Source organism: Escherichia sp. HH41S (assembly GCF_009820115.1).
Classification (GTDB): Bacteria; Pseudomonadota; Gammaproteobacteria; order Enterobacterales; family Enterobacteriaceae; genus Escherichia; species Escherichia coli_F.
Genome location: NZ_VNXE01000064.1, coordinates 42783 through 69304 on the forward strand (window position 1 = coordinate 42783; position 26522 = coordinate 69304).

Annotated in this window: 21 protein-coding genes; 9 read left to right on the forward strand and 12 right to left on the reverse strand. The window is 53.6% G+C overall.

All coding sequences use genetic code 11. The features are described 5' to 3' along the window. Positions 1-8: 8 nt before the first annotated feature. Positions 9-953 carry a 2,3-dihydroxyphenylpropionate/2,3-dihydroxicinnamic acid 1,2-dioxygenase gene (mhpB, locus tag FQZ95_RS12300; RefSeq protein WP_160530246.1) on the reverse strand — a complete coding sequence of 315 codons (945 nt, stop codon included), beginning with the start codon at positions 951-953 and terminating at the stop codon, positions 9-11. Position 954: 1 nt separating this feature from the next. Next, on the reverse strand, positions 955-2619 hold the full coding sequence (locus tag FQZ95_RS12305; protein WP_160530247.1) for a bifunctional 3-(3-hydroxy-phenyl)propionate/3-hydroxycinnamic acid hydroxylase: 1665 nt from the start codon (positions 2617-2619) through the stop codon (positions 955-957). A 190-nt stretch (positions 2620-2809) separates the two neighbouring features. Between FQZ95_RS12305 and FQZ95_RS12310 the strand changes: the two genes are divergently transcribed. The 7 genes from FQZ95_RS12310 to lacA all read left to right on the forward strand — a co-directional run bounded on the left by FQZ95_RS12310 (position 2810) and on the right by lacA (position 11805). Next, positions 2810-3643, forward strand: coding sequence for a DNA-binding transcriptional regulator (locus FQZ95_RS12310; RefSeq protein WP_237427991.1), 834 nt, complete (start codon positions 2810-2812; stop codon positions 3641-3643). A 114-nt stretch (positions 3644-3757) separates the two neighbouring features. After that, positions 3758-4534, forward strand: a complete 777-nt coding sequence (locus FQZ95_RS12315) for an MBL fold metallo-hydrolase (protein WP_160530249.1) — start codon at positions 3758-3760, stop codon at positions 4532-4534. A 19-nt stretch (positions 4535-4553) separates the two neighbouring features. After that, the gene (locus FQZ95_RS12320; protein WP_001247700.1) at positions 4554-5507 is read left to right on the forward strand and encodes a GlxA family transcriptional regulator; all 954 of its coding nucleotides are present in this window, start codon (positions 4554-4556) and stop codon (positions 5505-5507) included. A gap of 36 nt (positions 5508-5543) precedes the next feature. After that, a complete protein-coding gene (lacI, locus tag FQZ95_RS12325; RefSeq protein WP_000805874.1) occupies positions 5544-6626 on the forward strand; it encodes a DNA-binding transcriptional repressor LacI in 1083 nt (360 codons plus the stop codon). A 122-nt stretch (positions 6627-6748) separates the two neighbouring features. Beyond that, positions 6749-9823, forward strand: a complete 3075-nt coding sequence (gene lacZ, locus FQZ95_RS12330) for a beta-galactosidase (RefSeq protein WP_160530250.1) — start codon at positions 6749-6751, stop codon at positions 9821-9823. Between the two features lie 51 nt (positions 9824-9874). Further along, entirely contained in the window at positions 9875-11128 is a 1254-nt protein-coding gene (gene lacY, locus FQZ95_RS12335; protein WP_000291532.1) for a lactose permease, read from the forward strand. Positions 11129-11193: 65 nt separating this feature from the next. Continuing rightward, entirely contained in the window at positions 11194-11805 is a 612-nt protein-coding gene (gene lacA, locus FQZ95_RS12340; protein WP_160530284.1) for a galactoside O-acetyltransferase, read from the forward strand. Between the two features lie 102 nt (positions 11806-11907). Here the strand turns inward: lacA and cynX are convergent, their stop codons facing one another. The 3 genes from cynX to cynT are packed head-to-tail and all read right to left on the reverse strand — an operon-like array spanning position 11908 to position 14255. Next, the gene (cynX, locus tag FQZ95_RS12345; RefSeq protein WP_160530251.1) at positions 11908-13089 is read right to left on the reverse strand and encodes a cyanate transporter CynX; all 1182 of its coding nucleotides are present in this window, start codon (positions 13087-13089) and stop codon (positions 11908-11910) included. A 5-nt stretch (positions 13090-13094) separates the two neighbouring features. Next, positions 13095-13565: a cyanase gene (cynS, locus tag FQZ95_RS12350; protein ID WP_160524149.1), complete on the reverse strand. Its 471-nt coding sequence runs from the start codon at positions 13563-13565 to the stop codon at positions 13095-13097. Between the two features lie 30 nt (positions 13566-13595). After that, complete coding sequence (cynT, locus tag FQZ95_RS12355) at positions 13596-14255, reverse strand: carbonic anhydrase CynT (RefSeq protein ID WP_000658634.1); 660 nt, start codon at positions 14253-14255, stop codon at positions 13596-13598. Between the two features lie 109 nt (positions 14256-14364). Here cynT and cynR point away from each other — a divergent pair, with 109 nt between their 5' ends. Next, positions 14365-15264 (forward strand): transcriptional regulator CynR, encoded by a 900-nt coding sequence (gene cynR / locus FQZ95_RS12360; RefSeq protein ID WP_105278254.1) that lies wholly within the window; start codon positions 14365-14367, stop codon positions 15262-15264. A 120-nt stretch (positions 15265-15384) separates the two neighbouring features. On the opposite strand, the gene codA is transcribed toward cynR, so the two are convergent. The 6 genes from codA to prpB all read right to left on the reverse strand — a co-directional run bounded on the left by codA (position 15385) and on the right by prpB (position 24157). Further along, a complete protein-coding gene (gene codA / locus FQZ95_RS12365; RefSeq protein ID WP_160530252.1) occupies positions 15385-16668 on the reverse strand; it encodes a cytosine/isoguanine deaminase in 1284 nt (427 codons plus the stop codon). Next, positions 16658-17917, reverse strand: coding sequence for a cytosine permease (gene codB, locus FQZ95_RS12370; RefSeq protein ID WP_032183393.1), 1260 nt, complete (start codon positions 17915-17917; stop codon positions 16658-16660). Before codB ends, codA begins: the two co-directional genes overlap by 11 nt. Positions 17918-18432: 515 nt before the next feature. Further along, the gene (gene prpE, locus FQZ95_RS12375; RefSeq protein ID WP_160530253.1) at positions 18433-20319 is read right to left on the reverse strand and encodes a propionate--CoA ligase; all 1887 of its coding nucleotides are present in this window, start codon (positions 20317-20319) and stop codon (positions 18433-18435) included. A 39-nt stretch (positions 20320-20358) separates the two neighbouring features. Further along, positions 20359-21810, reverse strand: a complete 1452-nt coding sequence (prpD, locus tag FQZ95_RS12380) for a 2-methylcitrate dehydratase (RefSeq protein ID WP_160530254.1) — start codon at positions 21808-21810, stop codon at positions 20359-20361. A gap of 33 nt (positions 21811-21843) precedes the next feature. Next, positions 21844-23013, reverse strand: a complete 1170-nt coding sequence (gene prpC / locus FQZ95_RS12385) for a bifunctional 2-methylcitrate synthase/citrate synthase (RefSeq protein ID WP_001285904.1) — start codon at positions 23011-23013, stop codon at positions 21844-21846. Between the two features lie 253 nt (positions 23014-23266). Beyond that, the gene (gene prpB, locus FQZ95_RS12390) at positions 23267-24157 is read right to left on the reverse strand and encodes a methylisocitrate lyase (RefSeq protein WP_000052170.1); all 891 of its coding nucleotides are present in this window, start codon (positions 24155-24157) and stop codon (positions 23267-23269) included. Between the two features lie 238 nt (positions 24158-24395). Here prpB and prpR point away from each other — a divergent pair, with 238 nt between their 5' ends. Further along, a complete protein-coding gene (gene prpR, locus FQZ95_RS12395) occupies positions 24396-25982 on the forward strand; it encodes a propionate catabolism operon regulatory protein PrpR (RefSeq protein ID WP_088541906.1) in 1587 nt (528 codons plus the stop codon). Positions 25983-26079: 97 nt separating this feature from the next. On the opposite strand, the gene yahO is transcribed toward prpR, so the two are convergent. Beyond that, a complete protein-coding gene (gene yahO, locus FQZ95_RS12400; RefSeq protein ID WP_032183387.1) occupies positions 26080-26355 on the reverse strand; it encodes a DUF1471 family periplasmic protein YahO in 276 nt (91 codons plus the stop codon). Between the last annotated feature and the right edge of the window lie 167 nt (positions 26356-26522).

Sequence of the window (26522 nt, forward strand, 5' to 3'; positions counted from 1 at the left end):
CTGCATATTCAGTTCTCTGTTCTGGCGCTTAACGAGCCAAATCCGGCAATCCACTCCGGGATCGGGCGGTAATAACGCCCTTCGCTACGCCAGTTGCCAAACGCAGAAATAGCGGCAAAAGCAGCGACCCAGGTTTTGATTTCATGTGTCGACTTTCCTGCAATGGCGGAAAGCTCTTCGTTACTGACGGCATCCAGTTCCTGTATGCGTCCCTGCTCCAGCAAAGACATGAACTGGTTATCCCAAATCGGGTTGAGCGGATGCAGAGTTCTCTGATCCTCAACAAACCTCTCAGCGGCGCTAATCACCCGTTGCTGGCGCATTTCGCGCTCATTGGCGGGCAAATCTTTCCCGCTACCCAACAGACGATCGCGCATATGGGCATCCGCTTTCGCCAGTTCTGGCACCGGCGGCTGATGGGAAAGCCCACCGGAACCCAGGAACAGCACGCGCTTATTCAGCGTACTGGTGAAACGTCCAATGGCTTCACCCAACATGCGGGTACGCTGAAAACCAGGTAGCGGCGTGGCGACACCGTTGATGAATACAGGCAGGACCGGCACCTTATCCAGCCCACCGAGCAAGAACTCCAGCGGCTGGGCGAACCCATGATCAACCTGCATACAGTAAGAAACGGCAAGATCAATCCCGCTCTTCATGACGGCATGCGCACAAGCCTCCGCCAACTCCACAGGCACAGGAAGCTCTCCTGCCGCACTGCCGAAATCGCCAATTGCCGTCGCCCCAACGCCTAAACAGAAGGGTGGCATCACGTCATAGAAAAAACCGTTGTAATGATCTGGCGCAAACAGCACCACCAGTTCAGGGGAGAAAGCCGCAATACGCTCGCGGGCGCTGGCAATCACGCCATTGACCTCATCGAGTATCTCTTGCGCCGGGTCGACATACCCTACCAGCGGCGAGTGGGAAAGACAGTGAAGATAAGCGCGCATATCAGGCTACCTTTTCGACAGAAACGTCGACATCAGGGCGGTTGAGTGTCATCACGGACGCCAGTTTATTCAGCGTATTACCCAGAGTTTGCGGAATGGCGATGGCGGCAACAAAGCGATCCGGGCGCATCACCACTAGCGAAGCATTATGTTGTGCGAACCAGCTACGCAGGCGACCTTGCGTATCGCCCACGCGCAGCACGCCGTCGTAGTTATCCTGCGCGGTATGAATTTGCACATCCGGCACCACCTGAATGAAGCGAGTACCCAGCGCGCGCCATTGCTGGATTTGCTCATCGCTCATCCCCCACAGTGGATTGCATCCCCAGCCAATTACCGCGAAGTTCGCGCCGATCGCGTTATCGAGCAACGTCACGTCGCAGTTTTCCAGCGTGACTTTCGGCTGAATAAACATCTTGCCGACCGGAGAGTGCTTCGCTTCGCCTTCACGCACCAGCGCACCGGCGTAATATTGCGGCATCGGCTTGAAGCGCATTTCGAGGAAGTAGCGTTTTACTGGCGGCAGATAATTCAGCAGCCAGGAAACACCGTCACGTAACGTACCCTGCCAGCGTTTCGGCGGAGCCAGTACGTTGCCCGCCGTCACCGACAGATCAATCATCGCTTTGGCGTGATCGCGACGTTCTTGTTGATAGGTATCGAGCAGCGCATCGCGAGCTTTCCCCTGGATAACCAACGCCAGTTTCCAGGCGAGGTTAAAGGCGTCGCGCATACCACTGTTATAGCCCTGCCCCTGCCACACCGGCATGATATGTGCGGCATCGCCCGCCAGCAGTACGCGGTCAATACGAAAACGTTGTGCCAGTCGCGCGTTGTGGGTGTAGACACGCTGACGAATCAATTCGACGTTGTCCGGATTAGGCAGCACTTTGCTTAACAGTTTGCGCATATTTTGCGGCTCGCGGAGCTGTTCTTCGGTTTCGCCCGGCATCACCATAAATTCAAAGCGACGTACCGCATGAGGCAGAGCTGCAGAAACATACGGGCGCACCGGATCGCAACACAAATAGATATGCGGCGTACTTAACGGATCGTTGGCGATATCCACCACAATCCACTGATTTGGTGCGGTTTTACCTTCAAACGGCACATTCAGGGTGCGCCGGACAAAACTTGCTCCACCGTCACAGGCTACCAGCCACTGGGCTTTGACCGTTTCCCGCTGCCCTTCTGCCGTTTTCAGGTGCAAGGTCACTTCGTCATCTTGCTGGCTGAAGGCCTCCAGCTCGCGGGAAAACAGGCAGCGCACATTCGGAAACCGCGACAACCCTTCCAGCATCACCGCATCGACCTGCGGCTGAATAAAGGCGTTACGACGCGGCCAGCCAAATTCATCGGTCATTGGCTGAATATCAGCAAAACAGCGGCCTTTTGGGGTAAGAAAACGCATCGCATGCCACGGAGTAGTGTGCGGCAGAACATTATCGACAAGGTCAACCGACTGCATGGTGCGCAGCGCCTCGTCATCAATTCCAATCGCGCGTGGATAGTCGATCAACTTATCGAGTTTCTCCACCACCAGCACGTCAATGCCCATCTGGCCGAGATAGTTCGCCATCATCAGCCCGACCGGACCGGCACCAGCGATCGCCACCTGAACGCAATGGTTAACAGCAGGCTGGATGTCAGGGTGTTGTATTGCCATTTCAGTACCTCACGACTCGGACAAAATGCCGTTGCGCGCACAGTTCAACGCAACTTATTTTGTTAAAAACATGTAAATGATTTTTTATTGTGCGCTCAGTATAGGAAGGGTGTTTTCGGCTACAATCAAAACATGCCTGAGTGTGCACCAGGTGCACAACGTTGTTTTAACTATAGAAATGTCAATTAATATGCAGAAAGATGAGCAGACGGAATACAAAACCGTGCGCGGCTTAACCCGCGGTCTAATGTTATTAAATATGTTAAATAAACTCGATGGCGGTGCCAGCGTCGGGCTGCTGGCGGAGCTCAGCGGCCTGCATCGCACCACTGTGCGGCGACTGCTGGAAACGCTGCAGGAAGAGGGATATGTCCGGCGCAGTCCCTCCGATGACAGTTTTCGTCTGACCATCAAAGTGCGGCATTTAAGCGAAGGATTTCGTGACGAACAATGGATTTCTGCACTGGCGGCCCCACTGCTGGGCGATCTGTTGCGCGAAGTGGTATGGCCGACAGATGTGTCCACGCTGGATGTTGATGCAATGGTGGTACGCGAAACCACCCACCGTTTCAGCCGCTTATCCTTTCACCGGGCAATGGTCGGGCGACGTTTACCGCTTCTGAAAACCGCCTCGGGCCTGACCTGGCTGGCCTTTTGCCCGGAACAAGAACGCAAGGAGTTAATCGAAATGTTAGCCGCCCGCCCCGGTGATGACTATCAACTGGCACGGGAACCGTTAAAGCTGGAAGCCATTCTGGCGCGCGCACGCAAAGAGGGTTACGGACAGAACTACCGTGGCTGGGATCAGGAAGAGAAGATCGCCTCCATTGCCGTGCCCCTACGCAGTGAACAACGGGTGATTGGCTGTCTGAATCTGGTGTATATGGCAAGCGCAATGACCATCGAACAGGCAGCGGAAAAGCATCTTCCGGCGCTACAACGGGTAGCAAAACAGATCGAAGAAGGGGTTGAATCGCAGGCTATTCTGGTGGCCGGACGGCGAAGCGGCGTGCATTTACGCTAGTTGCGCCAATGTGTAATTTGGCCCATTCTCATCGTTATTCGCCCATTTGCCCACATGCACAGTACGGGCTGCACGCTACGCTAATGCCATCAATACTGTGATGTGGAGCAAATCATGAAAATTACTCAAATTCGTAATGCCACCCAAATTATCCAATACGCTGGCAAAACATTTCTTATTGACCCGTTACTCGCGCCTAAAGGAAGTTATCCGGGTTTTGCCGGAACGGCACGCGCAGAAATCCGCAATCCAACGGTAGAATTACCGTGCGATTTAACAACGTTACTCAACGTTGACGCCCTAATAGTGACCCATTTGCATGAAGATCACTGGGACGAAACAGCCTCCCGCGTCGTCCCCAAAGATAAACTGATTTATGTGCAAAATGAGCAAGATGCTGAATCACTGCATAAACAAGGATTTACGCATCTTACCGTACTTGCCGACGAGACTAAATTTGGCGATATTACTCTGCATAAAACGACAGGGCAGCACGGCTCCGATCACACCTATGCAGACCCGGCTATGGCGAAGCGTTTAGGCGCAACCTGCGGCGTTGTTTTCCAGCACCCGACAGAGAAAACGCTCTATCTGGCTGGCGATACCCTCTGGCGTGATGACGTCGAGGATACAATGCTAACTTTCCAACCAGAAGTGGTGGTGTTGAATGCCGGATTTGCGCATGTTCTGGGGCATGGCGCGATAATTATGGGAGCTGAAGATATTCTCAAAACACATTTCACCCTGCCAGAAGCGCAAATTGTCGCGACACATATGGAGGCCGTAAACCACTGTTTGCTGACGCGTGATGCGCTCAAGGAATACGCCAGAGATAATCAAATTATCGAATTTGTGAACGTACCAGAAGATGGTGAAACGTTGACATTCTAATTCGGAGATAAAGAGTGTTATGCGCCCGCTAACTGTTGCCATTATCGCCGTAGCCGGTTTTAGTCCTTTTCACCTTTCCGTACCGTTTATCGTGTTTAGCGAAAAAATGGCGGAGAAAAAACGCTTTCATGTAATTATCTGCGCTGAAAAGCCGGGAAACGTGGACTCTGCCGATGGGTTTTCCGTAACCGCCACCCATGACTATACGGCAGTCATCCAGGCGGATATTGTAATAATTCCTTACTGGGGAACAATTACACAAAAACCGCCACAAAAACTGCTGGAAGCCTTAACGACCGCACGAGATAACGGGGCACAGATTGTCGGGCTTTGCCTGGGCACGTTTGTGCTCGGCTATGCAGGTTTACTGAACAATAAGCGTGCTGCCACGCACTGGGAGTTCGAGCGTGAATTTCAGGCACGTTTTCCACAAACACATCTGGATATTAACGCGTTGTATGTAGACGATGATGGCATTATTACCTCTGCCGGTACTGCCGCGGCGCTGGATTGCTGTTTGTATATTGTTCGGCAACATTTTGGCAGCGACTATGCTAACCATATTGCCCGACGGATGGTCGTACCGCCATATCGCACCGGCGGTCAGGCGCAGTTTATAGAGCAACCGGTGCCGAAAAATACCCATGATGAACGCATTAACCTCCTGCTGGATTACCTGCGGCAAAACATTGCGCAACAGCATGATCTCGACTCGCTGGCTCAGCGAGTAATGATGAGTCGCCGCACACTAACCCGTCATTTTATGAAAGCGACCGGTTCGAGTATCGCCGAATGGCTCATCACTGAACGCTTACGCCGTAGCCAGGAACTGTTGGGATCCAGTCAGTTGCCCGTTGAGCGGATAGCGGCTGAGGTGGGTTTTCTCTCACCTGTGACCTGGCGTCAGCATTTTAAATCTCACTTCGGCGTCAGCCCCGCAGAATGGCGCAAAACCTTTCGTGGTATGGCATGATAGCGCCCGGAAGAAAGTCAATTCAGGGTGGTGAATGTGAAACCAGTAACGCTATACGATGTCGCGGAGTATGCCGGTGTCTCTTATCAGACCGTTTCCCGCGTGGTGAATCAGGCCAGCCACGTTTCAGCGAAAACGCGGGAAAAAGTGGAAGCGGCGATGGCGGAGCTAAATTACATTCCCAACCGCGTAGCACAACAGTTAGCGGGCAAACAGTCGTTGCTGATTGGCGTTGCCACCTCCAGTCTGGCCCTGCACGCACCGTCGCAAATTGTCGCGGCGATTAAATCTCGCGCCGATCAACTGGGTGCCAGCGTGGTGGTGTCGATGGTAGAAAGAAGCGGTGTCGAAGCCTGTAAAGCGGCAGTACACAATCTTCTCGCGCAACGCGTAAGTGGTCTGATCATCAACTATCCGCTGGATGACCAGGATGCCATTGCTGTGGAGGCAGCCTGCGCTAATGTTCCGGCGCTATTTCTTGATGTCTCTGACCAGACTCCCATCAACAGTATTATTTTTTCCCATGAAGACGGTACGCGGCTGGGCGTAGAGCATTTGGTCGCATTGGGTCACCAGCAAATCGCGCTGTTAGCGGGCCCATTAAGTTCTGTCTCGGCGCGTCTGCGTCTGGCGGGCTGGCATAAATATCTTAAACACAATCAAATTCAACCGATAGCGGAACGGGAAGGCGACTGGAGCGCCATGTCCGGTTTTCATCAAACCATGCAGATGCTGAATGAGGGCATCATTCCTACCGCGATGCTGGTTGCCAACGATCAGATGGCGCTGGGTGCAATGCGCGCCATTACCGAGTTCGGGCTGCGCGTCGGCGCGGATATCTCGGTAGTGGGATACGACGATACCGAAGACAGCTCGTGTTATATCCCGCCATTAACGACCATCAAACAGGATTTTCGCCTGCTTGGGCAAACCAGCGTGGACCGCTTGCTGCAACTCTCTCAGGGCCAGGCAGTGAAGGGCAATCAGCTGTTGCCCGTCTCACTGGTGAAACGAAAAACCACCCTGCCACCCAATACGCAAACCGCTTCTCCCCAGGCGTTGGCTGATTCCTTAATGCAACTGGCGCGACAAATTTCCCGACTGGAAAGCGAGCAGTGAGCGCAACGCAATTAATGTGAGTCAGCTCACTCATTAGGCACCCCAGGCTTTACACCTGATGTGTCCGACTCGTATGTTGTATGAAATTGTGAGCGGATAACAATTTCACACAGGATACAGCTATGACCATGATTACGGATTCACTGGCCGTCGTATTACAACGTCGTGACTGGGAAAACCCTGGCGTTACCCAACTCAACCGCATTGCGGCGCATCCTCCTTTCGCCAGCTGGCGAAATAGTGAAGAGGCCCGCTATAATCGCCCTTCCCGGCAGTTACGCAGCCTGAATGGTGAGTGGCAATTTGCCTGGTTCCCGTCCCCAGAAGCGGTGCCGGAAAGTTGGCTGGAGCGCGATCTTCCTGACGCCGATACTGTCGTCGTCCCCTCAAACTGGCAGATGCTCGGTTACGATGCGCCTATCTACACCAATGTGACCTATCCCATTGCAGTTAATCCACCGTTTGTTCCCACGGAGAATCCGACAGGTTGTTACTCGCTCACATTTAATGTTGATGAAAGCTGGTTACAGGAAGGCCAGACGCGAATTATTTTTGATGGCATTAACTCGGCGTTTCATTTGTGGTGCAACGGGCGCTGGGTCGGTTACGGACAGGACAGCCGTTTGCCGTCTGAATTTGACCTGAGCGCATTTTTACGCGCCGGAGAAAACCGCCTCGCGGTGATGGTGCTGCGCTGGAGTGACGGCAGTTATCTGGAAGATCAGGATATGTGGCGGATGAGCGGCATTTTCCGTGACGTCTCGTTGCTGCATAAACCGACCACGCAAATCAGCGATTTCCATGTTGCCACTCGCTTTAATGATGATTTCAGCCGCGCTGTACTGGAGGCAGAAGTTCAGATGTACGGCGAGCTGCGCGATGCGCTGAGGGTGACGGTTTCTTTGTGGCAGGGTGAAACGCAGGTCGCCAGCGGCACCGCGCCTTTCGGCGGTGAAATTATCGATGAGCGTGGCGGTTATGCCGATCGCGTCACACTACGTCTGAACGTCGAAAACCCGAAACTGTGGAGCGCCGAAATCCCGAATCTCTATCGTGCGGTGGTTGAACTGCACACCGCCGACGGCACGCTAATTGAAGCGGAAGCCTGTGATGTCGGTTTCCGCCAGGTGCGGATTGAAAATGGTCTGCTGCTGTTGAACGGCAAGCCGTTGCTGATTCGCGGCGTTAACCGTCACGAGCATCATCCTCTGCATGGTCAGGTCATGGATGAGCAAACGATGGTGCAGGATATCCTGCTGATGAAGCAGAACAACTTTAACGCCGTGCGCTGTTCGCATTATCCGAACCACCCGCTGTGGTACACGCTGTGCGACCGCTACGGCCTGTATGTGGTGGATGAAGCCAATATTGAAACCCACGGCATGGTGCCGATGAATCGACTGACCGATGATCCACGCTGGCTACCGGCCATGAGTGAACGCGTAACGCGGATGGTGCAGCGCGATCGAAATCACCCGAGCGTAATTATCTGGTCGCTGGGTAATGAATCGGGCCACGGTGCCAATCACGACGCACTCTATCGCTGGATTAAATCTGTCGATCCTTCCCGCCCGGTGCAGTATGAAGGCGGCGGAGCAGACACCACAGCCACCGATATTATTTGCCCGATGTACGCGCGCGTGGATGAAGACCAGCCCTTCCCGGCTGTGCCGAAATGGTCCATTAAAAAATGGCTTTCGCTGCCTGGAGAGACGCGCCCGCTGATCCTTTGCGAATACGCCCACGCAATGGGTAACAGTCTTGGCGGCTTCGCGAAATACTGGCAGGCGTTTCGTCAGTACCCCCGTTTACAGGGTGGATTCGTCTGGGACTGGGTGGATCAGTCGCTGATTAAATATGATGAAAACGGCAACCCGTGGTCGGCTTACGGTGGTGACTTTGGCGATACGCCGAACGATCGCCAGTTCTGCATGAACGGTCTGGTCTTTGCCGACCGCACGCCACATCCGGCAATGACAGAAGCAAAACACCAACAGCAGTTTTTCCAGTTCCGTTTATCCGGGCGAACCATCGAAGTGACCAGCGAATACCTGTTTCGTCATAGCGATAACGAGCTCCTGCACTGGTCGGTGGCGCTGGATGGCAAGCCGCTGGCAAGCGGTGAAGTGCCTCTGACTGTCGCTCCACAAGGTAAACAGTTGATTGAACTGCCTGAACTACCGCAGCCGGAGAGCGCCGGACAACTCTGGCTTACGGTACACGTAGTGCAACCTAACGCGACCGCCTGGTCAGAAGCCGGACACATCAGCGCCTGGCAACAATGGCGACTGGCGGAAAACCTCAGTGTGGCACTCCCCTCCGCGCCCCACACCATTCCGCAACTGACCACCAGCGAAACGGATTTTTGCATCGCGCTGGGTAATAAGCGTTGGCAATTTAACCGCCAGTCAGGCTTTCTTTCACAGATGTGGATTGGCGATGAAAAACAACTGCTGACGCCGCTGCGCGATCAGTTCACCCGTGCCCCGCTGGATAACGACATTGGCGTCAGTGAAGCGACCCGCATTGACCCGAATGCCTGGGTAGAACGCTGGAAGGCGGCGGGCCATTACCAGGCCGAAGCCGCGTTGTTGCAGTGCACGGCAGATACGCTTGCCGACGCAGTGCTGATTACCACTGTCCACGCCTGGCAGTATCAGGGGAAAACCTTATTTATCAGCCGGAAAACCTACCGTATCGATGGGCACGGTGAGATGGTCGTCAGTGTGGATGTTGAAGTAGCGAGCGACACACCGCATCCGGCGCGGATTGGCCTGACCTGCGAGCTCGCACATGTCGCAGAGCGGGTAAACTGGCTCGGATTAGGGCCGCAAGAAAACTATCCCGACCGTCTGACTGCGGCCTGTTTTGACCGCTGGGACTTGCCATTGTCAGACATGTATACCCCGTACGTCTTCCCGAGCGAAAACGGTCTGCGCTGCGGGACGCGCGAATTGAATTATGGACCACACCAGTGGCGCGGCGACTTCCAGTTCAACATCAGCCGCTACAGCCAACAACAACTGATGGAAACCAGCCATCGCCATCTGCTGCGCGCGGAAGAAGGCACATGGCTAAATATCGACGGTTTCCATATGGGAATTGGTGGCGACGACTCCTGGAGCCCGTCAGTGTCGGAGGAATTCCAGCTGAGCGCCGGTCGCTACCATTACCAGTTGGTCTGGTGTCAAAAATAATAATAACCGGGCAGGCCATGTCTGCCCGTATTTCGCGTAAGGAAATCCATTATGTACTATTTAAAAAACACAAACTTTTGGATGTTCGGTTTTTTCTTTTTCTTTTATTTTTTTATCATGGGAGCCTACTTCCCGTTTTTCCCCATTTGGCTACATGACATCAACCATATCAGCAAAAGTGATACGGGTATTATTTTTGCCGCTATTTCTCTGTTCTCGCTATTATTCCAACCGCTGTTTGGTCTGCTTTCTGACAAACTCGGGCTGCGCAAATACCTGCTGTGGATGATTACCGGCATGTTAGTGATGTTTGCGCCGTTCTTTATTTTTATCTTCGGGCCACTGTTACAATACAACATTCTTGTAGGATCGATTGTTGGTGGTATTTATCTTGGCTTTTGTTTTAACGCCGGTGCGCCAGCAGTAGAGGCATTTATCGAGAAAGTCAGCCGTCGCAGTAATTTCGAATTTGGTCGCGCGCGGATGTTTGGCTGTGTTGGTTGGGCGCTGTGTGCCTCAATTGTCGGCATCATGTTCACCATTAATAATCAGTTTGTTTTCTGGCTGGGTTCTGGCTGTGCACTCATCCTTGCCGTTTTACTCTTTTTCGCCAAAACGGATGCGCCTTCTTCCGCCACGGTTGCCAATGCGGTAGGTGCCAACCATTCGGCATTTAGCCTTAAGCTGGCGCTGGAACTGTTCAGACAGCCAAAACTGTGGTTTTTGTCACTGTATGTTATTGGCGTTTCCTGCACCTACGATGTTTTTGACCAACAGTTTGCTAATTTCTTTACTTCGTTCTTTGCCACCGGTGAGCAGGGTACGCGGGTATTTGGCTACGTAACGACAATGGGCGAATTACTTAACGCCTCGATTATGTTCTTTGCGCCGCTGATCATTAATCGCATCGGTGGAAAAAACGCCCTGCTGCTGGCTGGCACTATTATGTCAGTACGTATTATTGGCTCATCGTTCGCTACCTCAGCGCTGGAAGTGGTTATTCTGAAAACACTGCATATGTTTGAAGTACCGTTCCTGCTGGTGGGCTGCTTTAAATATATTACCAGCCAGTTTGAAGTGCGTTTTTCAGCGACAATTTATCTGGTCTGTTTCTGCTTCTTTAAGCAGTTGGCGATGATTTTCATGTCTGTTCTGGCGGGCAATATGTATGAAAGCATCGGTTTCCAGGGCGCTTATCTGGTGCTGGGTCTGGTGGCGCTGGGCTTCACCTTAATTTCCGTGTTTACGCTTAGCGGCCCCGGCCCGCTTTCCCTGCTGCGTCGTCAGGTGAATGAAGTCGCTTAAGCAATCAATGTCGGATGCGGCGCGAGCGCCTTATCCGACCAGCATATCAGGACAGAATGATCAAAATGAACATGTCGATGACAGAAAGAATAAAAGCAGGAAAGCTATTTACCGATATGTGCGAAGGCTTACCTGAAAAAAGACTTCGTGGGAAAACATTAATGTATGAGTTTAATCACTCGCATCCAGCGGAAGTTGAAAAAAGAGAAAGCCTGATAAAAAAAATGTTTGCCACGGTAGGGGAAAATGCCTGGGTAGAACCACCTGTCTATTTCTCTTACGGCTCCAACATCCATATAGGCCGCAATTTTTATGCAAATTTCAATTTAACCATTGTCGATGACTACACGGTAACGATCGGTGATAACGTACTGATTGCCCCCAACGTTACCATTTCCGTTACGGGACACCCTGTACACCATGAATTAAGAAAAAACGGAGAGATGTACTCTTTTGCGATAACGATTGGTAATAACGTCTGGATCGGCAGCCATGTGGTCATTAATCCAGGCGTCACCATCGGGGATAATTCTGTTATTGGCGCGGGAAGTGTCGTCACAAAAGACATTCCACCAAACGTCGTAGCTGCTGGCATTCCTTGTCGGGTTATTCGCGAAATAAGCGACCGGGATAAGCAATATTATTTCAAAGATTTTAAAGTTGAATCGTCAGTTTAAATAAGCAAAATTGCCTGATGCGCTCCGCTTATCAGGCCTATAAGTTCAGTGATCTACGTAGGCCGCATCCGGCGTAAACAAAGCGCAGGAACGAGCGTCGCATCATGCCTCTTTGACCCACAGCTGCGGAAAACGTGCTGGTGCAAAACGCAGGGTTATGATCATCAGCCCAACGACGCACAGCGCATGAAACGCCCAGTCCATCAGGTAATTGCCACTGATACTACGCAGCACACCAGAAAACCACGGAGCAAGCCCGGCAATGATAAAACCAATCCCCTGCATAAACGCCACCAGTTTGCCAGCAATAGCGGGTTGCGCAGAGTGATCGAGCGCCAGCAGCAAACAGAGCGGAAATGCGCCACCCAGACCTAACCCACACACCATTGCCCACAATACCGGCAATTGCAGCGGCAGCCAGATAAAGCCGCAGAAACCCACCAGTTGTAACGCCAGTGCCAGCATTAATAGTTTGCGCCGATCCTGATGGCGAGCCATAGCAGGCATCAGCAATGCCCCTGCGGCTTGACCAAGCGTCATCAACGCCAGCAAGGAACCGCTGTACTGCGTGCTGGCACCGATCTCAATATAGAAGGCGGGTAACCAGGCAATCAGACTGGCGTAACCGCCGTTAATCAGACCGAAGTAAAGGCCCAGCGTCCACGCGCGGGGAGTGAATACCACGCGAACCGGAGTGGTTGTTGTCTTGTGGGAAGATACGACCTCGCGGGAGCTTTGCCACCACCAGGCAAAGAGCGCAATAATGGCAGGCAGCGCCCACCAGGCGAGAGTCTGGAACCAAATCTCGCTGTGTTGAACTAACCAGGGCGTCAGGGCGGCACCAAGTCCACCGCCGCCCATCAGAGCCGCAGACCACAGCCCCATCACCAGTGGCGTGCGCTGCTGAAACCGCCGTTTAATCACCGAAGGCATCACCGCCTGAATGATGCCGATCCCCACTCCACCGAGCAGTGCGCTGCTAAGCAGCAGCACACTTTGAGGGTAAAGCTCTCGCATCAATGCGCCGACGGCTATCAGCAACAAACTGATGGCGACGCTGCGACGTTCGCTGACATGCTGATGAAGCCAGCTTCCGACCAGCGCCAGCCCGCCCATGGTGACCACCGGCAGAGCCGTCAACAGGGCAGCCACGCTAAAGCTCATTCCGCTCGCCTGGCGCAATTGCGGTAGCAGTGGCCCGACGGAGGTGAGCAGTGGTCGCATATTAAGACCAATCAGCACCAGAACCAGCAGCATCGTGAACGTCTTTTGATGGTCGCGCATGGTTGTCAGAACGGTTTGGTCGGCAGATATTTGCCATCTAAGGTGATGACCGCGCGTTCGCCACCTTCCGGATCCGCCACTTTCTTAACGTCGAGTTTGAAGTTAATCGCGCTGATAATGCCATCGCCAAACTTCTCATGAACCAACGCTTTCAGGGTTGTGCCGTACACCTGCAACATTTCATAGAAACGGTACATCGTTGGGTCGGTTGGAACACGGTCATCAATGCAGCCACGCAGTGGAATCATCTGCAACAGTAAAATGGCGTCTTCGTCGAGCTCCAGCTTCTCCCCGACCAGGCGGGCAGCGTCGGCAGGAAGCGCCTGCTGCCCCAGCAAAGCCGCGGTCACAAAGGCTTCTGCCAGACCGGTGCCGTCGGCAATCTCGGCAAATGAGAGATCTTTTTTAGCTTTGCTGAGCAAAATGGCATCGGCAAGATCAAGACGAATATTGCGGTTAATTTGCGACTGAATCATGGTGAATCTCCTGATGGTTTAAAAATAAGGTTACGCTGCGGTCGGCTGGCGTAGCGGTATGGCACAAACGCAAGGATTAGCTGCCAGTGGCACAAACTGGCGGGTTGCGCCGTCAAAGGCTGCGATACTTCCGCTTTCAATGTCGTAGACCCAGCCGTGCAGAGCGATCCGCCCCTCTTCGAGCGCCAGGCGCACCGATGGATGAGTTTGCAAATTAGCCAACTGAGCAATGACGTTTTCACGTACCATCGCCGCAGCTTTTGACGCTAAATCGGAATGCGGGCGCGCCTCATTAACGACGCGGGCTGAATCGGCATAACGCAGCCAGTGGGAAACGGCAGGCATATGGTCCATGCACTGACAGCTGGCAATGGCGGTCATCGCGCCACAGTTGGAATGACCGCAAATCACAATGTCAGATACCCGAAGCGCAGCGACGGCATACTCCACCGAAGCAGAAACGCCACCAGGTTCCGGTCCGTAGGAAGGGACGATATTGCCCGCGTTGCGAATCACGAACAGATCGCCAGGTTCGCGTTGCGTCACCAGCTCAGGGACCAGACGGCTGTCGGAGCAGGAGATAAAAAGTGTGCGCGGGCTTTGCTGTGTCGCCAGCTGTTTAAACAAGGCTTCCCGCTCAGGAAATGCCTCGCGCTGGAATTTAAGGAATCCATCAATAATCTCTTTCACCGTTAACCTCTGTCTGTCTCTGGAATGAGAGGCAGACTACTCGCCGATTGCCATAAGGTAAAAGACTCATTTATGATGAGTTCTATTGGATTTACTTATAGGTTGGCGAATGCTCTCTCGACATATCAATTACTTTCTTGCCGTGGCTGAACATGGCAGCTTCACCCGTGCCGCCAGTGCGTTGCATATCTCCCAACCTGCGCTTTCCCAGCAGATTCGCCAGTTAGAAGAGAGTTTGGGCGTACCGCTGTTTGACCGTAGCGGGCGAACGATTCGTCTCACCGATGCGGGAGAAGTCTGGCGACAGTACGCCAGCCGTGCGTTACAGGAACTGGGGGCGGGTAAACGGGCGATTCATGATGTTGCCGATTTGACGCGAGGATCGCTGCGCATCGCCGTCACCCCCACCTTCACGAGCTACTTTATCGGCCCTTTAATGGCGGATTTCTATGCGCGTTATCCCGGCATCACGCTCCAGCTACAGGAAATGTCACAGGAGAAAATCGAAGATCTGCTTTGCCGCGACGAGCTGGATGTTGGGATTGCCTTCGCGCCGGTGCATTCGCCGGAACTGGAGGCAATACCTTTACTGACAGAAAGTTTAGCGTTAGTCGTGGCGCAACATCATCCACTGGCAGTCCATGAACAGGTGGCGTTGAGTTGCTTGCATGATGAAAAACTGGTACTGCTCAGCGCGGAATTTGCCACCAGAGAGCAAATTGACCACTACTGCGAGAAAGCGGGGCTACATCCACAGGTGGTGATAGAGGCGAACTCAATTAGCGCAGTTCTGGCGCTGATTCGCCGCACTTCCCTTTCCACATTGTTGCCAGCAGCGATTGCCACACAACATGACGGGCTTAAAGCTATATCCCTTGCCCCACCGTTACTGGAGAGAACGGCGGTTTTGTTGCGGCGGAAAAATAGCTGGCAGACAGCCGCCGCAAAGGCATTTTTGCAAATGGCGTTGGATGAATGTGCGGTTGTTGGCGGGAATGAATCACGGTAGCCGCTGACACAGGTCAGCGGCTGGAATTGCCTGATGCGCGACGCTTATCAGGCCTACGAGTTCAGTGCAAGGCGTTCACGCCGCATCCGGCATAAACTACGCTCGCTGCAACCCAGCCGATTACCGTTTGTAATCGATGGCTTCTGGCTGCTCCAGATATACGGTGGTTTGTGCCGGTTGTGTGCTGGCAATCACCTTGCCGCCACGTACCGAATAACGTACCGGAACCTGACGGCGCAGCGCATCAAATCCATTTTCAGCCGGCAGGATAATCAGGTTGGCGCTGTTTCCGGCGGCAATGCCGTAATCCTGCAAATTCAACGTCCTGGCGCTGTGGTGGGTGATTAAATTCAGGCCATCGTTAATCTGCCCGTAGCCCATCAACTGACAAACATGCAGCCCCATATGCAGCACTTGCAGCATATTCGCCGTTCCCAGTGGATACCACGGATCGAAGACATCATCGTGACCAAAGCAGACGTTAATGCCGGACTCCAGCATCTCTTTAACGCGCGTAATACCGCGACGTTTTGGATACGTATCGAAACGCCCTTGTAGATGAATATTGACCAGCGGGTTGGCGACAAAGTTAATACCGGACATTTTCAGCAAACGGAACAGGCGCGAGGTATACGCCCCGTTATAGGAGTGCATTGCCGTGGTGTGGCTGGCGGTGACTCGCGCGCCCATGCCTTCACGGTGAGCCAGGGCAGCAACGGTTTCGACAAAGCGTGACTGTTCATCATCGATCTCATCACAGTGAACGTCTATGAGACGGTCGTATTTTTGCGCCAGGGCGAAGGTTTTATGCAGCGACTCCACGCCGTATTCACGGGTAAATTCAAAATGCGGAATCGCCCCCACTACATCTGCCCCTAAGCGTAACGCCTCTTCCAGCAACGCTTCACCGTTGGGATACGACAAAATCCCTTCCTGCGGGAAGGCGACAATTTGCAGATCAATCCACGGCGCGACTTCCTGCTTCACTTCCAGCATTGCTTTCAGCGCAGTTAGCGTTGCATCCGAAACATCGACATGGGTACGCACATGCTGAATACCGTTGGCAATCTGCCATTTCAGCGTTTGCCAGGCGCGTTGTTTCACATCGCCATGGGTTAATAACGCTTTGCGCTCGGCCCAGCGTTCAATGCCTTCAAACAGCGTGCCGGACTGATTCCAGTTCGGTTGCCCGGCGGTTTGCGTGGTATCCAGGTGAATATGCGGCTCCACAAACGGCGGTAAAACTAAACCTTGCTCGGCATCCAGGCTGTTTTCTGTTACGGGCATCACGCCGGATTGCGCATCAATGGCGCTGATTTTTCCGTCCTGCAGATGAATCTGCCATAGCCCCTCTTTGCCGGGTAACCGGGCGTTAATAATTGTCTGTAAAGCGTTATTCGACACTGTTAGCCTCCACATGCGTCATTGCAGCTGTCGTTTTGCGATTCAAAATCGGGTTAAGGATCAGATAACTCAGCGCGCCACCTAATACCGCGTTGACCGGAACAATGCCCGGTAACCAGTGGCCTGCGGCAATCCCCAGCGCGACCGCCAGAATCGCCACCCAATTGACACTCATCATACGCGTGGTCGCAAAGTGCTCATAGCGGCGACGGTTCATCAGATAGTCGGCGATGATCACGCCACCCACCGGAGGAATAGCAGCCGAAAGGAAGGTTAGCCAGCCGACAAAATTGTTATACAGCCATAGTGCGCAGACCGTGCCGATAACACCGTTGATTACTGAAAGAGTTTTGCTCGACATACCGGTAATATTGGCGAAACCTAAACCCGACGCATAGAGCGCGTTATCGTTGGTGGTCCAGATATTCAACCCCAGCACCACAATCGCGGGCAGCAGCAGGCCCTGAGCAATCATCACATCAGAGATATCCGCCATCCCCAGTGCCGCCGCGCCCGCTGCACCGAAAATAAACATCAACGAGTTGCCGAGGAAAAAGGCCACCATCGCCACCAGCACCGCCAGTTTGGCATTGCGACCAAAGCGGACAAAGTCAGCGGTGAGCGTACCCGCGCTGATAAATGACCCCACAACCAGCGCCAGCGCGACATTGAAATCTAGCGGTTGTGCGGGAACGACCGCTTTTAATGCCTCCAGGCCGCCCATGCCGTTAACGGCCAGCCATACGGAATAACCGCCAAGGCAGGCAATCGCCGGAACCGCAATCACCGAAAGTACCGTCAGCGCCGAAATGCCAAAGAAGACGGTGACGGTCATCAGTAAACCGGAAACGGCAATCAGCAAATTAATATCCAGCCCGGTTGCCTTGCCCACCGGAATAGCAAACATCGCCACGCCAACACCAAACCAGCCGACCTGAGTGCCGCCCAGCAGCAGTGAAGGCAGCCATGAGCCTTTAACACCAAACGAGAAGCGAGCAAGAAGATGGGTGGTCAGGCCGGTTTTTGCGCCAATGTAACCAAGAAATGAAGTGTAAATACCGAGGAGAAGATTACCAATGAGGACTGCGAGGAAGAAATCATGATAGCTAAGACCGGTTCCGAGAGTGCCGCCGGTCCACATACTGGCGGAAAAGAAGGTTAATCCCAGCATGACGAACGTCAATGCCAATACCCCTTTCCGCGCCGACTGCGGGACTGGCCCCTGGCTAAAGTTGTTATCTTGCGACACGAAATTCCCCCTTTTTGCTGTTTGAAACCCAAAAAATCCGCCGCATTCTATTCATCTGAAGATAAAAAGCAATCGTTTTCGTGGAGGGATATATTTTTTATATGGATGAATGCGGAAAAGTGGATAAAAACTTATTTGAGAAAAAATGGGTACACATGATAAGACACGCCTGCCTCGCATCAGGCATCTGCGCACAGTGTCGGATGCGGCGCGTGCGCCTTATCCGACCTACGGTTCAGGCCTGTAGGCATGATAAGACGCGTCAGCGTCGCATCAGGCATCTGCGCACGGTGTCGGATGCGCCGCGTGCGCCTTATCCGACCTACGGTTCAGGCCTGTAGGCATGATAAGACGCGCCTGCGTTGCATCAGGCATCTACGCATAGCTGTCGGATGCGCCGCGTGCGCCTTATTCGACCTGCGGTTCAGGCCTGTAGGCATGATAAGACGCGTCAGCGTCGCATCAGGCATCTGCGCACGGTGTCGGACGCGCCACACGACACATCCGACAATACCTTACTCTTCCATCGCCTGGCGGATCTGATCCAACGACGCAGGATCATCAATAGTCGTCAGATCCCCCGGATCGCTTCCTTCACAAATCGCCTGGATCGTGCGGCGCAGCATTTTTCCGGATCGCGTTTTTGGCAATTGCGAGACAAACCAGACGTGCGCCGGGCGACCAAAGTTGCCAATCTGGCTGTCCACCAGCGCCATAATCGCCTTCTCTTGCGAGTGCGCCACCTCGCGATCTTCCAGGCTATCGCTCTCTTTCGGAATGACAAACGCCACCGCCACCTGCCCTTTCAGCGCATCTTTCACCCCAACCACCGCCACTTCAGCAACGCCCGGATGACTGGAGATACTCTCTTCAATCTCGCGTGTGCCAAGCCGATGCCCGGCAACATTAATCACATCGTCAGTGCGCCCGAGAATAAAGTGATAACCGTCAGCATCGCGGATGCCCCAGTCAAAGGTGGCGTACACCGGACGGGAAAACAGCGACCAGTACGTCTTCACAAAACGGTCGTCGTCGCCCCAGATGGTTTGAATACACCCCGGCGGCAATGGCCCTTCCACCACCAGCATCCCTTTCTCGTTGACGCCGCACGGTTCGCCGGTGACTTCATTGAGCAACTGCACGTTGTAGCCATACATCGGCACGCCGGGGCTTCCCAGACGTGTCGGCCTGTCGTCCAGACCACGAGCAATCGCCATAATCGGCCAGCCGGATTCAGTCTGCCAGTAGTTGTCGATGACCGGCACATCCAGCGTATTGCTCACCCAACTGGCAGTCGGCTCATCCAGCGGCTCCCCCGCCAGATAGAGCACTTCCAGCGACGAGAGATCGTGTTTGCGAATTTCGGCGGTAGGGAATTTTTTCAGCACGCGAATGGCGGTTGGCGCTGAGAACATCCGGCTAACCTGATATTTCTCGACGATTTTCCACCACACACCGCAGTCAGGATAAGTCGGCAATCCTTCGTAAACGATAGTCGCCATCCCCGCCAGCAGCGGCGCGTAGACGATATACGAATGCCCAACTACCCAGCCGATATCCGACGCACAGAAGAACACACCGCCCGCTTTACCGCCAAAAATGGTGTCCATTGAGGTCGCCAGCGCCACCGCATAACCGCCGACGTCACGCTGTACACCTTTTGGTTTGCCGGTCGTGCCGGAGGTGTAGAGAATGCAGGAGGTTTCGTTGGATTCCAGCCACGCCACCGGCACCCGCGCGCCGATGTGTTGATGGCGCAACGACGCGAAATCGACATCCCGCCCGCTGACGCGCGCCATTTTCGCCAGCCCGCGATCCACCAGCAAAACGTGGCGCGGCTGATGCTGAGCCTGACTTATCGCATCGTCGAGCAATTTTTTATACGGAATAATTTTGCCACCGCGCGCTCCGGCATCTGCCGAGACAATCAGCACCGGTTTAGCGTCATCAATCCGCGCAGCCACGCTGTGCGAGGCAAATCCACCAAACACTACCGAGTGAATAGCGCCAATGCGCGCGCAGGCTAGCAGGGTAATATGCGCTTCGGCAATCATCGGCATATACACCAGCACCCGATCGCCACGCCGTACGCCCAGTGAGCGCAGCATTGACGCCACCGCGTTCACTTCGTCATGCAACTGGCGAAAGGTAAAGGTGCGCTCTTCTTCTGTTTCCGAAGAGACGGCAATTAATGCCAGCGCCTCTGGCTGTTTCTCCAGCCAGCGGTCGATGGCGTTGTGGCACAAATTGGTTCGGCCTTCACAAAACCAACGGGCAAACGGCGGATTGCTGTGATCGAGCGTTTGCGTAAAGGGCGTCTGCCAGTCAATACGCCGGGCCTGCTCGGCCCAGAATTGCTCCGGTTCGTTAATCGAACGCTGATAAAATTCGCTAAAAGACATAATGCTCTCCTGTTGAACTTACGCCTTACCGCCGTTTACTTAAATGACGTACAGATCGAGATACTCATTGACCGGCATCTGTTCCAGGCGAGTTCTGTCGAGAGAAACCTCCAGAATGCGCTGCTGTTGGCGAGTCGGGAACTGGCGCGCGAGATTGATTTTGAATTTATCCACCAGCTTCGGAAAGCCATCCTGACGGCGGCGAGCATGACCAATTGGGTACTCCACCACCACTTCTTCAAATCGCGTGCCGTCGGTGAACTCAAGGGTTATGGCATTGGCGATGGCGCGTTTTTCCGGGTCGTGGTAGTCAGCGGTAAATGCCGGATCTTCAAAGCAATTGATCTTCTCGCGCAGGGCGTCGATGCGTTTATCTTGCGCGACGTTTTCTTCGTAATCTGCTGCCGTTAAGCGCCCGAACAGCAGTGGGATCGCCACCATATACTGAATGCAGTGGTCGCGGTCAGCCGGGTTATTGAGCGGCCCTTTTTTGTCGATGATGCGAATACAGGCTTCGTGGGTGCGAATGGTCACTTTTTCGATATCCGCCGCCGTTTTGCCTGCTGCCTGCATCTGTTCATAGAGCGTCATCGCCGCTTCAACTGCCGTCTGGGAGTGGAACTCCGCCGGGAAGGAGATTTTGAACAGCACATTTTCCATGACGTAAGAACCGTACGGACGCTGGAAGCGGAACGATTCACCTTTAAAGGAGACGTCGTAGAAGCCCCATACCGGCGCGGTCAGGGCTGACGGGTAACCCATTTCGCCCGTTTTCGCCATCAGTGCCAGACGTACCGCGCGGGAAGTGGCATCGCCCGCCGCCCAGGATTTACGCGTGCCGGTGTTCGGCGCATGGCGATAGGTGCGCAGCGACTGACCGTCCACCCACGCCAGCGAAACAGCGTTGAGAATTTCCTCGCGGGTCAGGCCAAGCATTTCGGCGACCACGGCGGTGGAAGCCACTTTCACTAACAGAACGTGGTCGAGGCCAACGCGGTTAAAGGAGTTTTCCAGCGCGATGCAGCCCTGAATTTCATGGGCTTTGATCATTCCGGTTAGCACCTGTTTCATGGTCAACGGCGCTTTGCCGCTGGCGACCGCGTTGCGCGAAAGCCAGTCCGCCGTTGCCAGAATGCCGCCGAGGTTGTCGGAAGGATGGCCCCACTCCGCCGCCAGCCAGGTATCGTTGAAATCAAGCCAGCGGATCATCGCGCCGATGTTAAATGCCGCCTGGACGGGGTCGAGCTGGAACTGAGTTCCGGGGACGCGCACGCCGTTAGGTACGACGGTGCCAGGAACAATTGGCCCCAGCAGTTTTTTACAGGCCGGGTATTCGAGAGCTTCCAGACCGCAGCCAAGGGTGTCGAGCAGGCAGTAATGGGCGGTGTCGTAGGCCACTCTGGAGCTGATTTCGTAGTTCATGACGTAATCGACAATATCAATAATTTCGCGGTCGAATTCCGGGCGGATGTTGTTGATTTGAGCTGACATTGGGTACGTTTCCTTCTTGTTATTCGTAGAGGTTTACTGGCGCTTATCCAGCGCGACAAACTGGCGGTCTTCCGGTCCAACGTAATTGGCGGAAGGACGGATAATTTTGTTGTCCTGACGTTGTTCGATAATGTGCGCTGCCCAGCCGGTGACGCGGGCGATAACAAACAGTGGCGTGAACATCTCGGTGGGAACGCCCATCATGTTGTAGGAAACAGCGGAGAACCAGTCGAGATTGGGGAACATCTTTTTGCTCTCCCACATCACCGCTTCCAGACGATCGGCGATGTTGTACATCTTCAGCGAGCCGCCTTCCTGCGAGAGCTGCTTCGCCACGCGTTTGATCACCTGATGACGCGGGTCAGCGATGGTATAAACCGGATGTCCAAAACCAATCACCACTTCTTTGTTTTCCACGCGCTTGCGGATATCGGCTTCGGCTTCGTCCGGCGTTTCGTAGCGTTGCTGGATCTCCAGCGACACTTCATTCGCCCCGCCGTGTTTCGGCCCGCGCAGTGCGCCAATCGCGCCGATAATCGCTGAATACATGTCAGAGCCGGTGCCCGCAATCACCCGGCTGGTAAAGGTGGAGGCGTTAAACTCGTGTTCGGCGTACAGCACCAGCGAAATATGCATCGCCTTTTCCCAGCTTTGCGACGGCTTTTCGCCGTGCAGCAAATGCAGGAAGTGACCGCCGATGGAATCGTCATCGGTTTCCGGCTGGATGCGTTCGCCGTTGTGGCTGTAGTGATACCAGTAGAGAAGAATCGAGCTCAGCGACGCCAACAGTTTGTCGGCAATATCACGCGCGCCAGAGACGGTATGCCCCTCTTTTTCTGGCAGCGTGCAGCCGAGCGCGGAAACGCCGGTGCGCATAACATCCATCGGGTGCGACGCCGCCGGTAAGGCTTCCAGCACGGTACGCACGTTAGCCGGTAAACCGCGCAGGGCTTTCAGTTTCGTTTTGTAGGCGGCGAGTTCGTCACGGGTCGGCAGTTTGCCGTGGATCAGCAGATGCGCCACTTCTTCAAATTCGCAATGTTCCGCCAGATCAAGAATATCGTAGCCACGGTAATGGAGGTCGTTGCCGCTTTTACCCACGGTGCAGAGCGCCGTATTGCCCGCCGGAACGCCAGAAAGTGCCACAGATTTTTTCGGTTTAATGACATGGGTACTGTTTTGCAGGATCGTTGTGTCGCTCATGTTGTCCTCGTCATTGTTATCATTTGTAGGGTCGAGATTGTTGTCGGATGCGACGCTATGCGTCTTATCCGACCTACAGTTCAGTTCATCCCGTAGGCCTGATAAGCCGCGTCAGCGACGCATCAGGCATCGGTTGTCGGATGCGACGTCATGCGTCTTATCCGACCTACAGTTCAGTTCATCCCGTAGGCCTGATAAGCCGCGTCAGCGGCGCATCAGGCATCGGTTGTCGAATACAACCAAAGGGCGTTTTTTATTTCGCCTGGTTACGGGCAAACAGGTCGTCGAGCTTCTCTTCGTACTGGTAGTAGTTGATGCTTTCATACAGCTCGTTGCGGGTCTGCATGGTGTCGATGACGCTTTTCTGCGTGCCTTCCTGGCGCAGGACGTTGTAGACATGTTCAGCGGCGCGGTTCATTGCGCGGAAAGCAGAAAGGGGATACAGCGCCATTGCGACATGGGCGCTGCGTAATTCGTCGGTGGTAAACAGCGGCGTGGCACCAAATTCAGTAATGTTGGCGAGGATTGGCACCTGCACCGCATCGGCAAACTGGCGGTACATGGCGAGTTCGGTAATCGCCTCCGGGAACAGCATTTCGGCACCCGCTTCAACATAGGCCTGCGCACGCTCGATCGCCGCATCCAACCCTTCAACCGCCAGCGCATCGGTGCGCGCCATGATCACAAAATCAGGATCGGTTTTCGCATCCACCGCCGCGCGGATCCGATCCACCATCTCTTCTTTCGAGACGATCGCTTTGTTCGGGCGATGACCGCAGCGTTTTGCTCCAACCTGATCTTCAATATGTAAGCCCGCCGCACCGGCTTTAATCATCGATTTCACGGTGCGGGCAACGTTAAAGGCCGAAGAGCCAAAACCGATATCCGCATCCACCAGCAGCGGCAGCGAGCAGACGTCAGTGATACGACGAATATCAGTCAGCACATCATCAAGAGTAGAAATACCGAGATCCGGCAACCCCAGCGACCCTGCCGCCACGCCACCGCCGGAGAGATAAATTGCCTGATATCCGGCACGCTGCGCCAACAGCGCATGGTTGGCGTTAATGGTGCCAACAATCTGCAATGGATTTTCTTTAGACAGTGCAGCGCGAAACGCTTTACCTGGAGAGTGTAGAGACATAGCCCATCCTTTGTTATCAACTTGTTATTTGCGTTGATAAAGACAAAGCAAGGGGTATGCCACAATTTCCTGAATAAAATTAAATGTTTAATTTCAATTTGTTAGAGATAAAGTCATGAAGTAATCCGCAAATATGCGTTTCAGTTAACGTTTCAGGCAATGTTTCACCGCGTTTCATTGCAACAATTATGAAACAAGGCTAAACCCAATATTCGGTTTCTTAACTTTGCGGTGCGCTATGGCACATCCACCACGGCTGAATGACGACAAACCGGTGATCTGGACGGTATCGGTAACGCGCCTGTTCGAGCTGTTTCGCGATATCAGTCTCGAGTTTGATCACCTGGCGAATATCACCCCTATTCAGCTTGGCTTTGAAAAAGCGGTGACCTACATCCGCAAAAAACTGGCCAGCGAACGCTGCGACGCCATCATTGCTGCTGGCTCTAACGGCGCATATCTTAAAAGTCGCCTGTCAGTGCCGGTTATTTTGATTAAACCGAGCGGCTACGATGTGTTACAGGCGCTGGCAAAAGCCGGAAAACTCACCTCTTCTATCGGCGTTGTCACCTATCAGGAAACCATTCCGGCACTGGTAGCGTTTCAAAAAACCTTTAATTTGCGCCTCGACCAACGTAGCTACATTACCGAAGAAGACGCACGTGGGCAGATTAACGAGCTAAAAGCCAACGGCACCGAAGCGGTGGTCGGCGCGGGGCTGATTACCGACCTGGCAGAAGAAGCCGGAATAACCGGAATTTTTATCTATTCTGCCGCCACCGTGCGCCAGGCATTTAGCGATGCGCTGGATATGACGCGCATGTCGTTACGCCATAACACTCACGATGCCACCCGCAACGCCCTGCGTACTCGTTACGTGCTGGGCGATATGCTCGGTCAATCACCACAGATGGAACAGGTACGGCAGACTATTTTGCTGTATGCCCGCTCCAGTGCGGCGGTGTTGATTGAAGGGGAAACGGGGACGGGCAAAGAGCTGGCGGCCCAGGCGATTCATCGGGAATATTTTGCCCGCCACGATGCGCGACAGGGCAAAAAGTCGCATCCTTTTGTTGCCGTCAACTGCGGGGCGATTGCTGAATCTCTGCTGGAAGCGGAGCTGTTTGGCTATGAGGAAGGAGCGTTTACCGGCTCGCGACGCGGAGGCCGCGCCGGGCTGTTCGAAATTGCCCACGGCGGTACGCTGTTTCTGGACGAGATTGGTGAAATGCCGCTGCCGTTGCAGACCCGGCTGCTGCGGGTGCTGGAAGAAAAAGAGGTCACCCGCGTCGGCGGGCATCAGCCTGTTCCGGTGGATGTGCGGGTTATTAGCGCCACTCACTGCAATCTCGAAGAGGATATGCAGCAAGGGCGTTTTCGCCGTGATCTGTTTTATCGACTGAGTATTTTGCGTCTGCAATTGCCGCCGCTACGCGAGCGGGTGGCGGATATTCTGCCGCTGGCGGAAAGCTTTTTGAAAGTGTCACTGGCGGCACTTACTGCGCCTTTTTCTTCCGCGTTACGTCAGGGATTACAGGCAAGTGAAACTGTGCTATTGCGCTACAACTGGCCGGGAAATATTCGTGAACTGCGCAATATGATGGAACGACTGGCGCTATTTTTAAGTGTGGAACCGACGCCGGATTTAACGCCGCAATTTTTGCAGTTGCTACTGCCGGAACTGGCGCGCGAGTCGGCGGAAACTCCCGGTCCATGCTTACTGACGCCACAACAGGCACTGGAGAAATTTAATGGCGATAAAACAGCCGCGGCGAATTATTTAGGTATCAGCCGAACGACATTCTGGCGGCGGCTGAAAAACTGAAATGCCGAATCCAGCGCGAACGCCTTATCCGGCATAAATTTCAATAGATGATCACCGATAAACTTACGCATCGGGCATGTTTACATGGGGTGCAGAATTATTTCTTCTTATAAATATTTGCCGTGCCGTGGATCTTATTGTCAGTTTGACCAGAGGTCAGCACCAACACATCTGCCCCTTTTTCATCCGCTTTTTTGATCAGATCTTCTTTCGCATCTGCAGTCGACATTTCATTACTGCTTGAAATATCACCTATTTTTTCATATTGCGATGCAACTTTTTCAAATTCTGCTTTGGTCATTAATTCTGCGGCATAAACGTTGGTAACGGCAAACGCTAACGCACCGATTAACATTTTAGAGATTATTTTCATATTACGGCTCCAGAGTTGTTATCAAACTATCACCCACCCATATTATTGGGCTGATTAATAATTAGTTCAGTCAGGGCATAAACGCCAGTAACCGGAAATAAGACACTTTGTGATCTCTCTCGCATCCGATTATTTTTTGTAGAAATATGATGAAGTTACTTCACTTA

Bases quoted from the DNA above. Each gene is read 5' to 3' on its own strand.
- mhpB (WP_160530246.1), bottom strand. From the start codon at position 953: ATGCGCGCTTATCTTCACTGTCTTTCCCACTCGCCGCTGGTAGGGTAT.
- FQZ95_RS12305 (WP_160530247.1), bottom strand. From the start codon at position 2,619: ATGGCAATACAACACCCTGACATCCAGCCTGCTGTTAACCATTGCGTT.
- FQZ95_RS12310 (WP_237427991.1), top strand. From the start codon at position 2,810: ATGCAGAAAGATGAGCAGACGGAATACAAAACCGTGCGCGGCTTAACC.
- FQZ95_RS12315 (WP_160530249.1), top strand. From the start codon at position 3,758: ATGAAAATTACTCAAATTCGTAATGCCACCCAAATTATCCAATACGCT.
- FQZ95_RS12320 (WP_001247700.1), top strand. From the start codon at position 4,554: ATGCGCCCGCTAACTGTTGCCATTATCGCCGTAGCCGGTTTTAGTCCT.
- lacZ (WP_160530250.1), top strand. From the start codon at position 6,749: ATGACCATGATTACGGATTCACTGGCCGTCGTATTACAACGTCGTGAC.
- lacY (WP_000291532.1), top strand. From the start codon at position 9,875: ATGTACTATTTAAAAAACACAAACTTTTGGATGTTCGGTTTTTTCTTT.
- lacA (WP_160530284.1), top strand. From the start codon at position 11,194: ATGAACATGTCGATGACAGAAAGAATAAAAGCAGGAAAGCTATTTACC.
- cynX (WP_160530251.1), bottom strand. From the start codon at position 13,089: ATGCGCGACCATCAAAAGACGTTCACGATGCTGCTGGTTCTGGTGCTG.
- cynS (WP_160524149.1), bottom strand. From the start codon at position 13,565: ATGATTCAGTCGCAAATTAACCGCAATATTCGTCTTGATCTTGCCGAT.
- cynR (WP_105278254.1), top strand. From the start codon at position 14,365: ATGCTCTCTCGACATATCAATTACTTTCTTGCCGTGGCTGAACATGGC.
- prpE (WP_160530253.1), bottom strand. From the start codon at position 20,319: ATGTCTTTTAGCGAATTTTATCAGCGTTCGATTAACGAACCGGAGCAA.
- prpD (WP_160530254.1), bottom strand. From the start codon at position 21,810: ATGTCAGCTCAAATCAACAACATCCGCCCGGAATTCGACCGCGAAATT.
- prpC (WP_001285904.1), bottom strand. From the start codon at position 23,013: ATGAGCGACACAACGATCCTGCAAAACAGTACCCATGTCATTAAACCG.
- prpB (WP_000052170.1), bottom strand. From the start codon at position 24,157: ATGTCTCTACACTCTCCAGGTAAAGCGTTTCGCGCTGCACTGTCTAAA.
- prpR (WP_088541906.1), top strand. From the start codon at position 24,396: ATGGCACATCCACCACGGCTGAATGACGACAAACCGGTGATCTGGACG.
- yahO (WP_032183387.1), bottom strand. From the start codon at position 26,355: ATGAAAATAATCTCTAAAATGTTAATCGGTGCGTTAGCGTTTGCCGTT.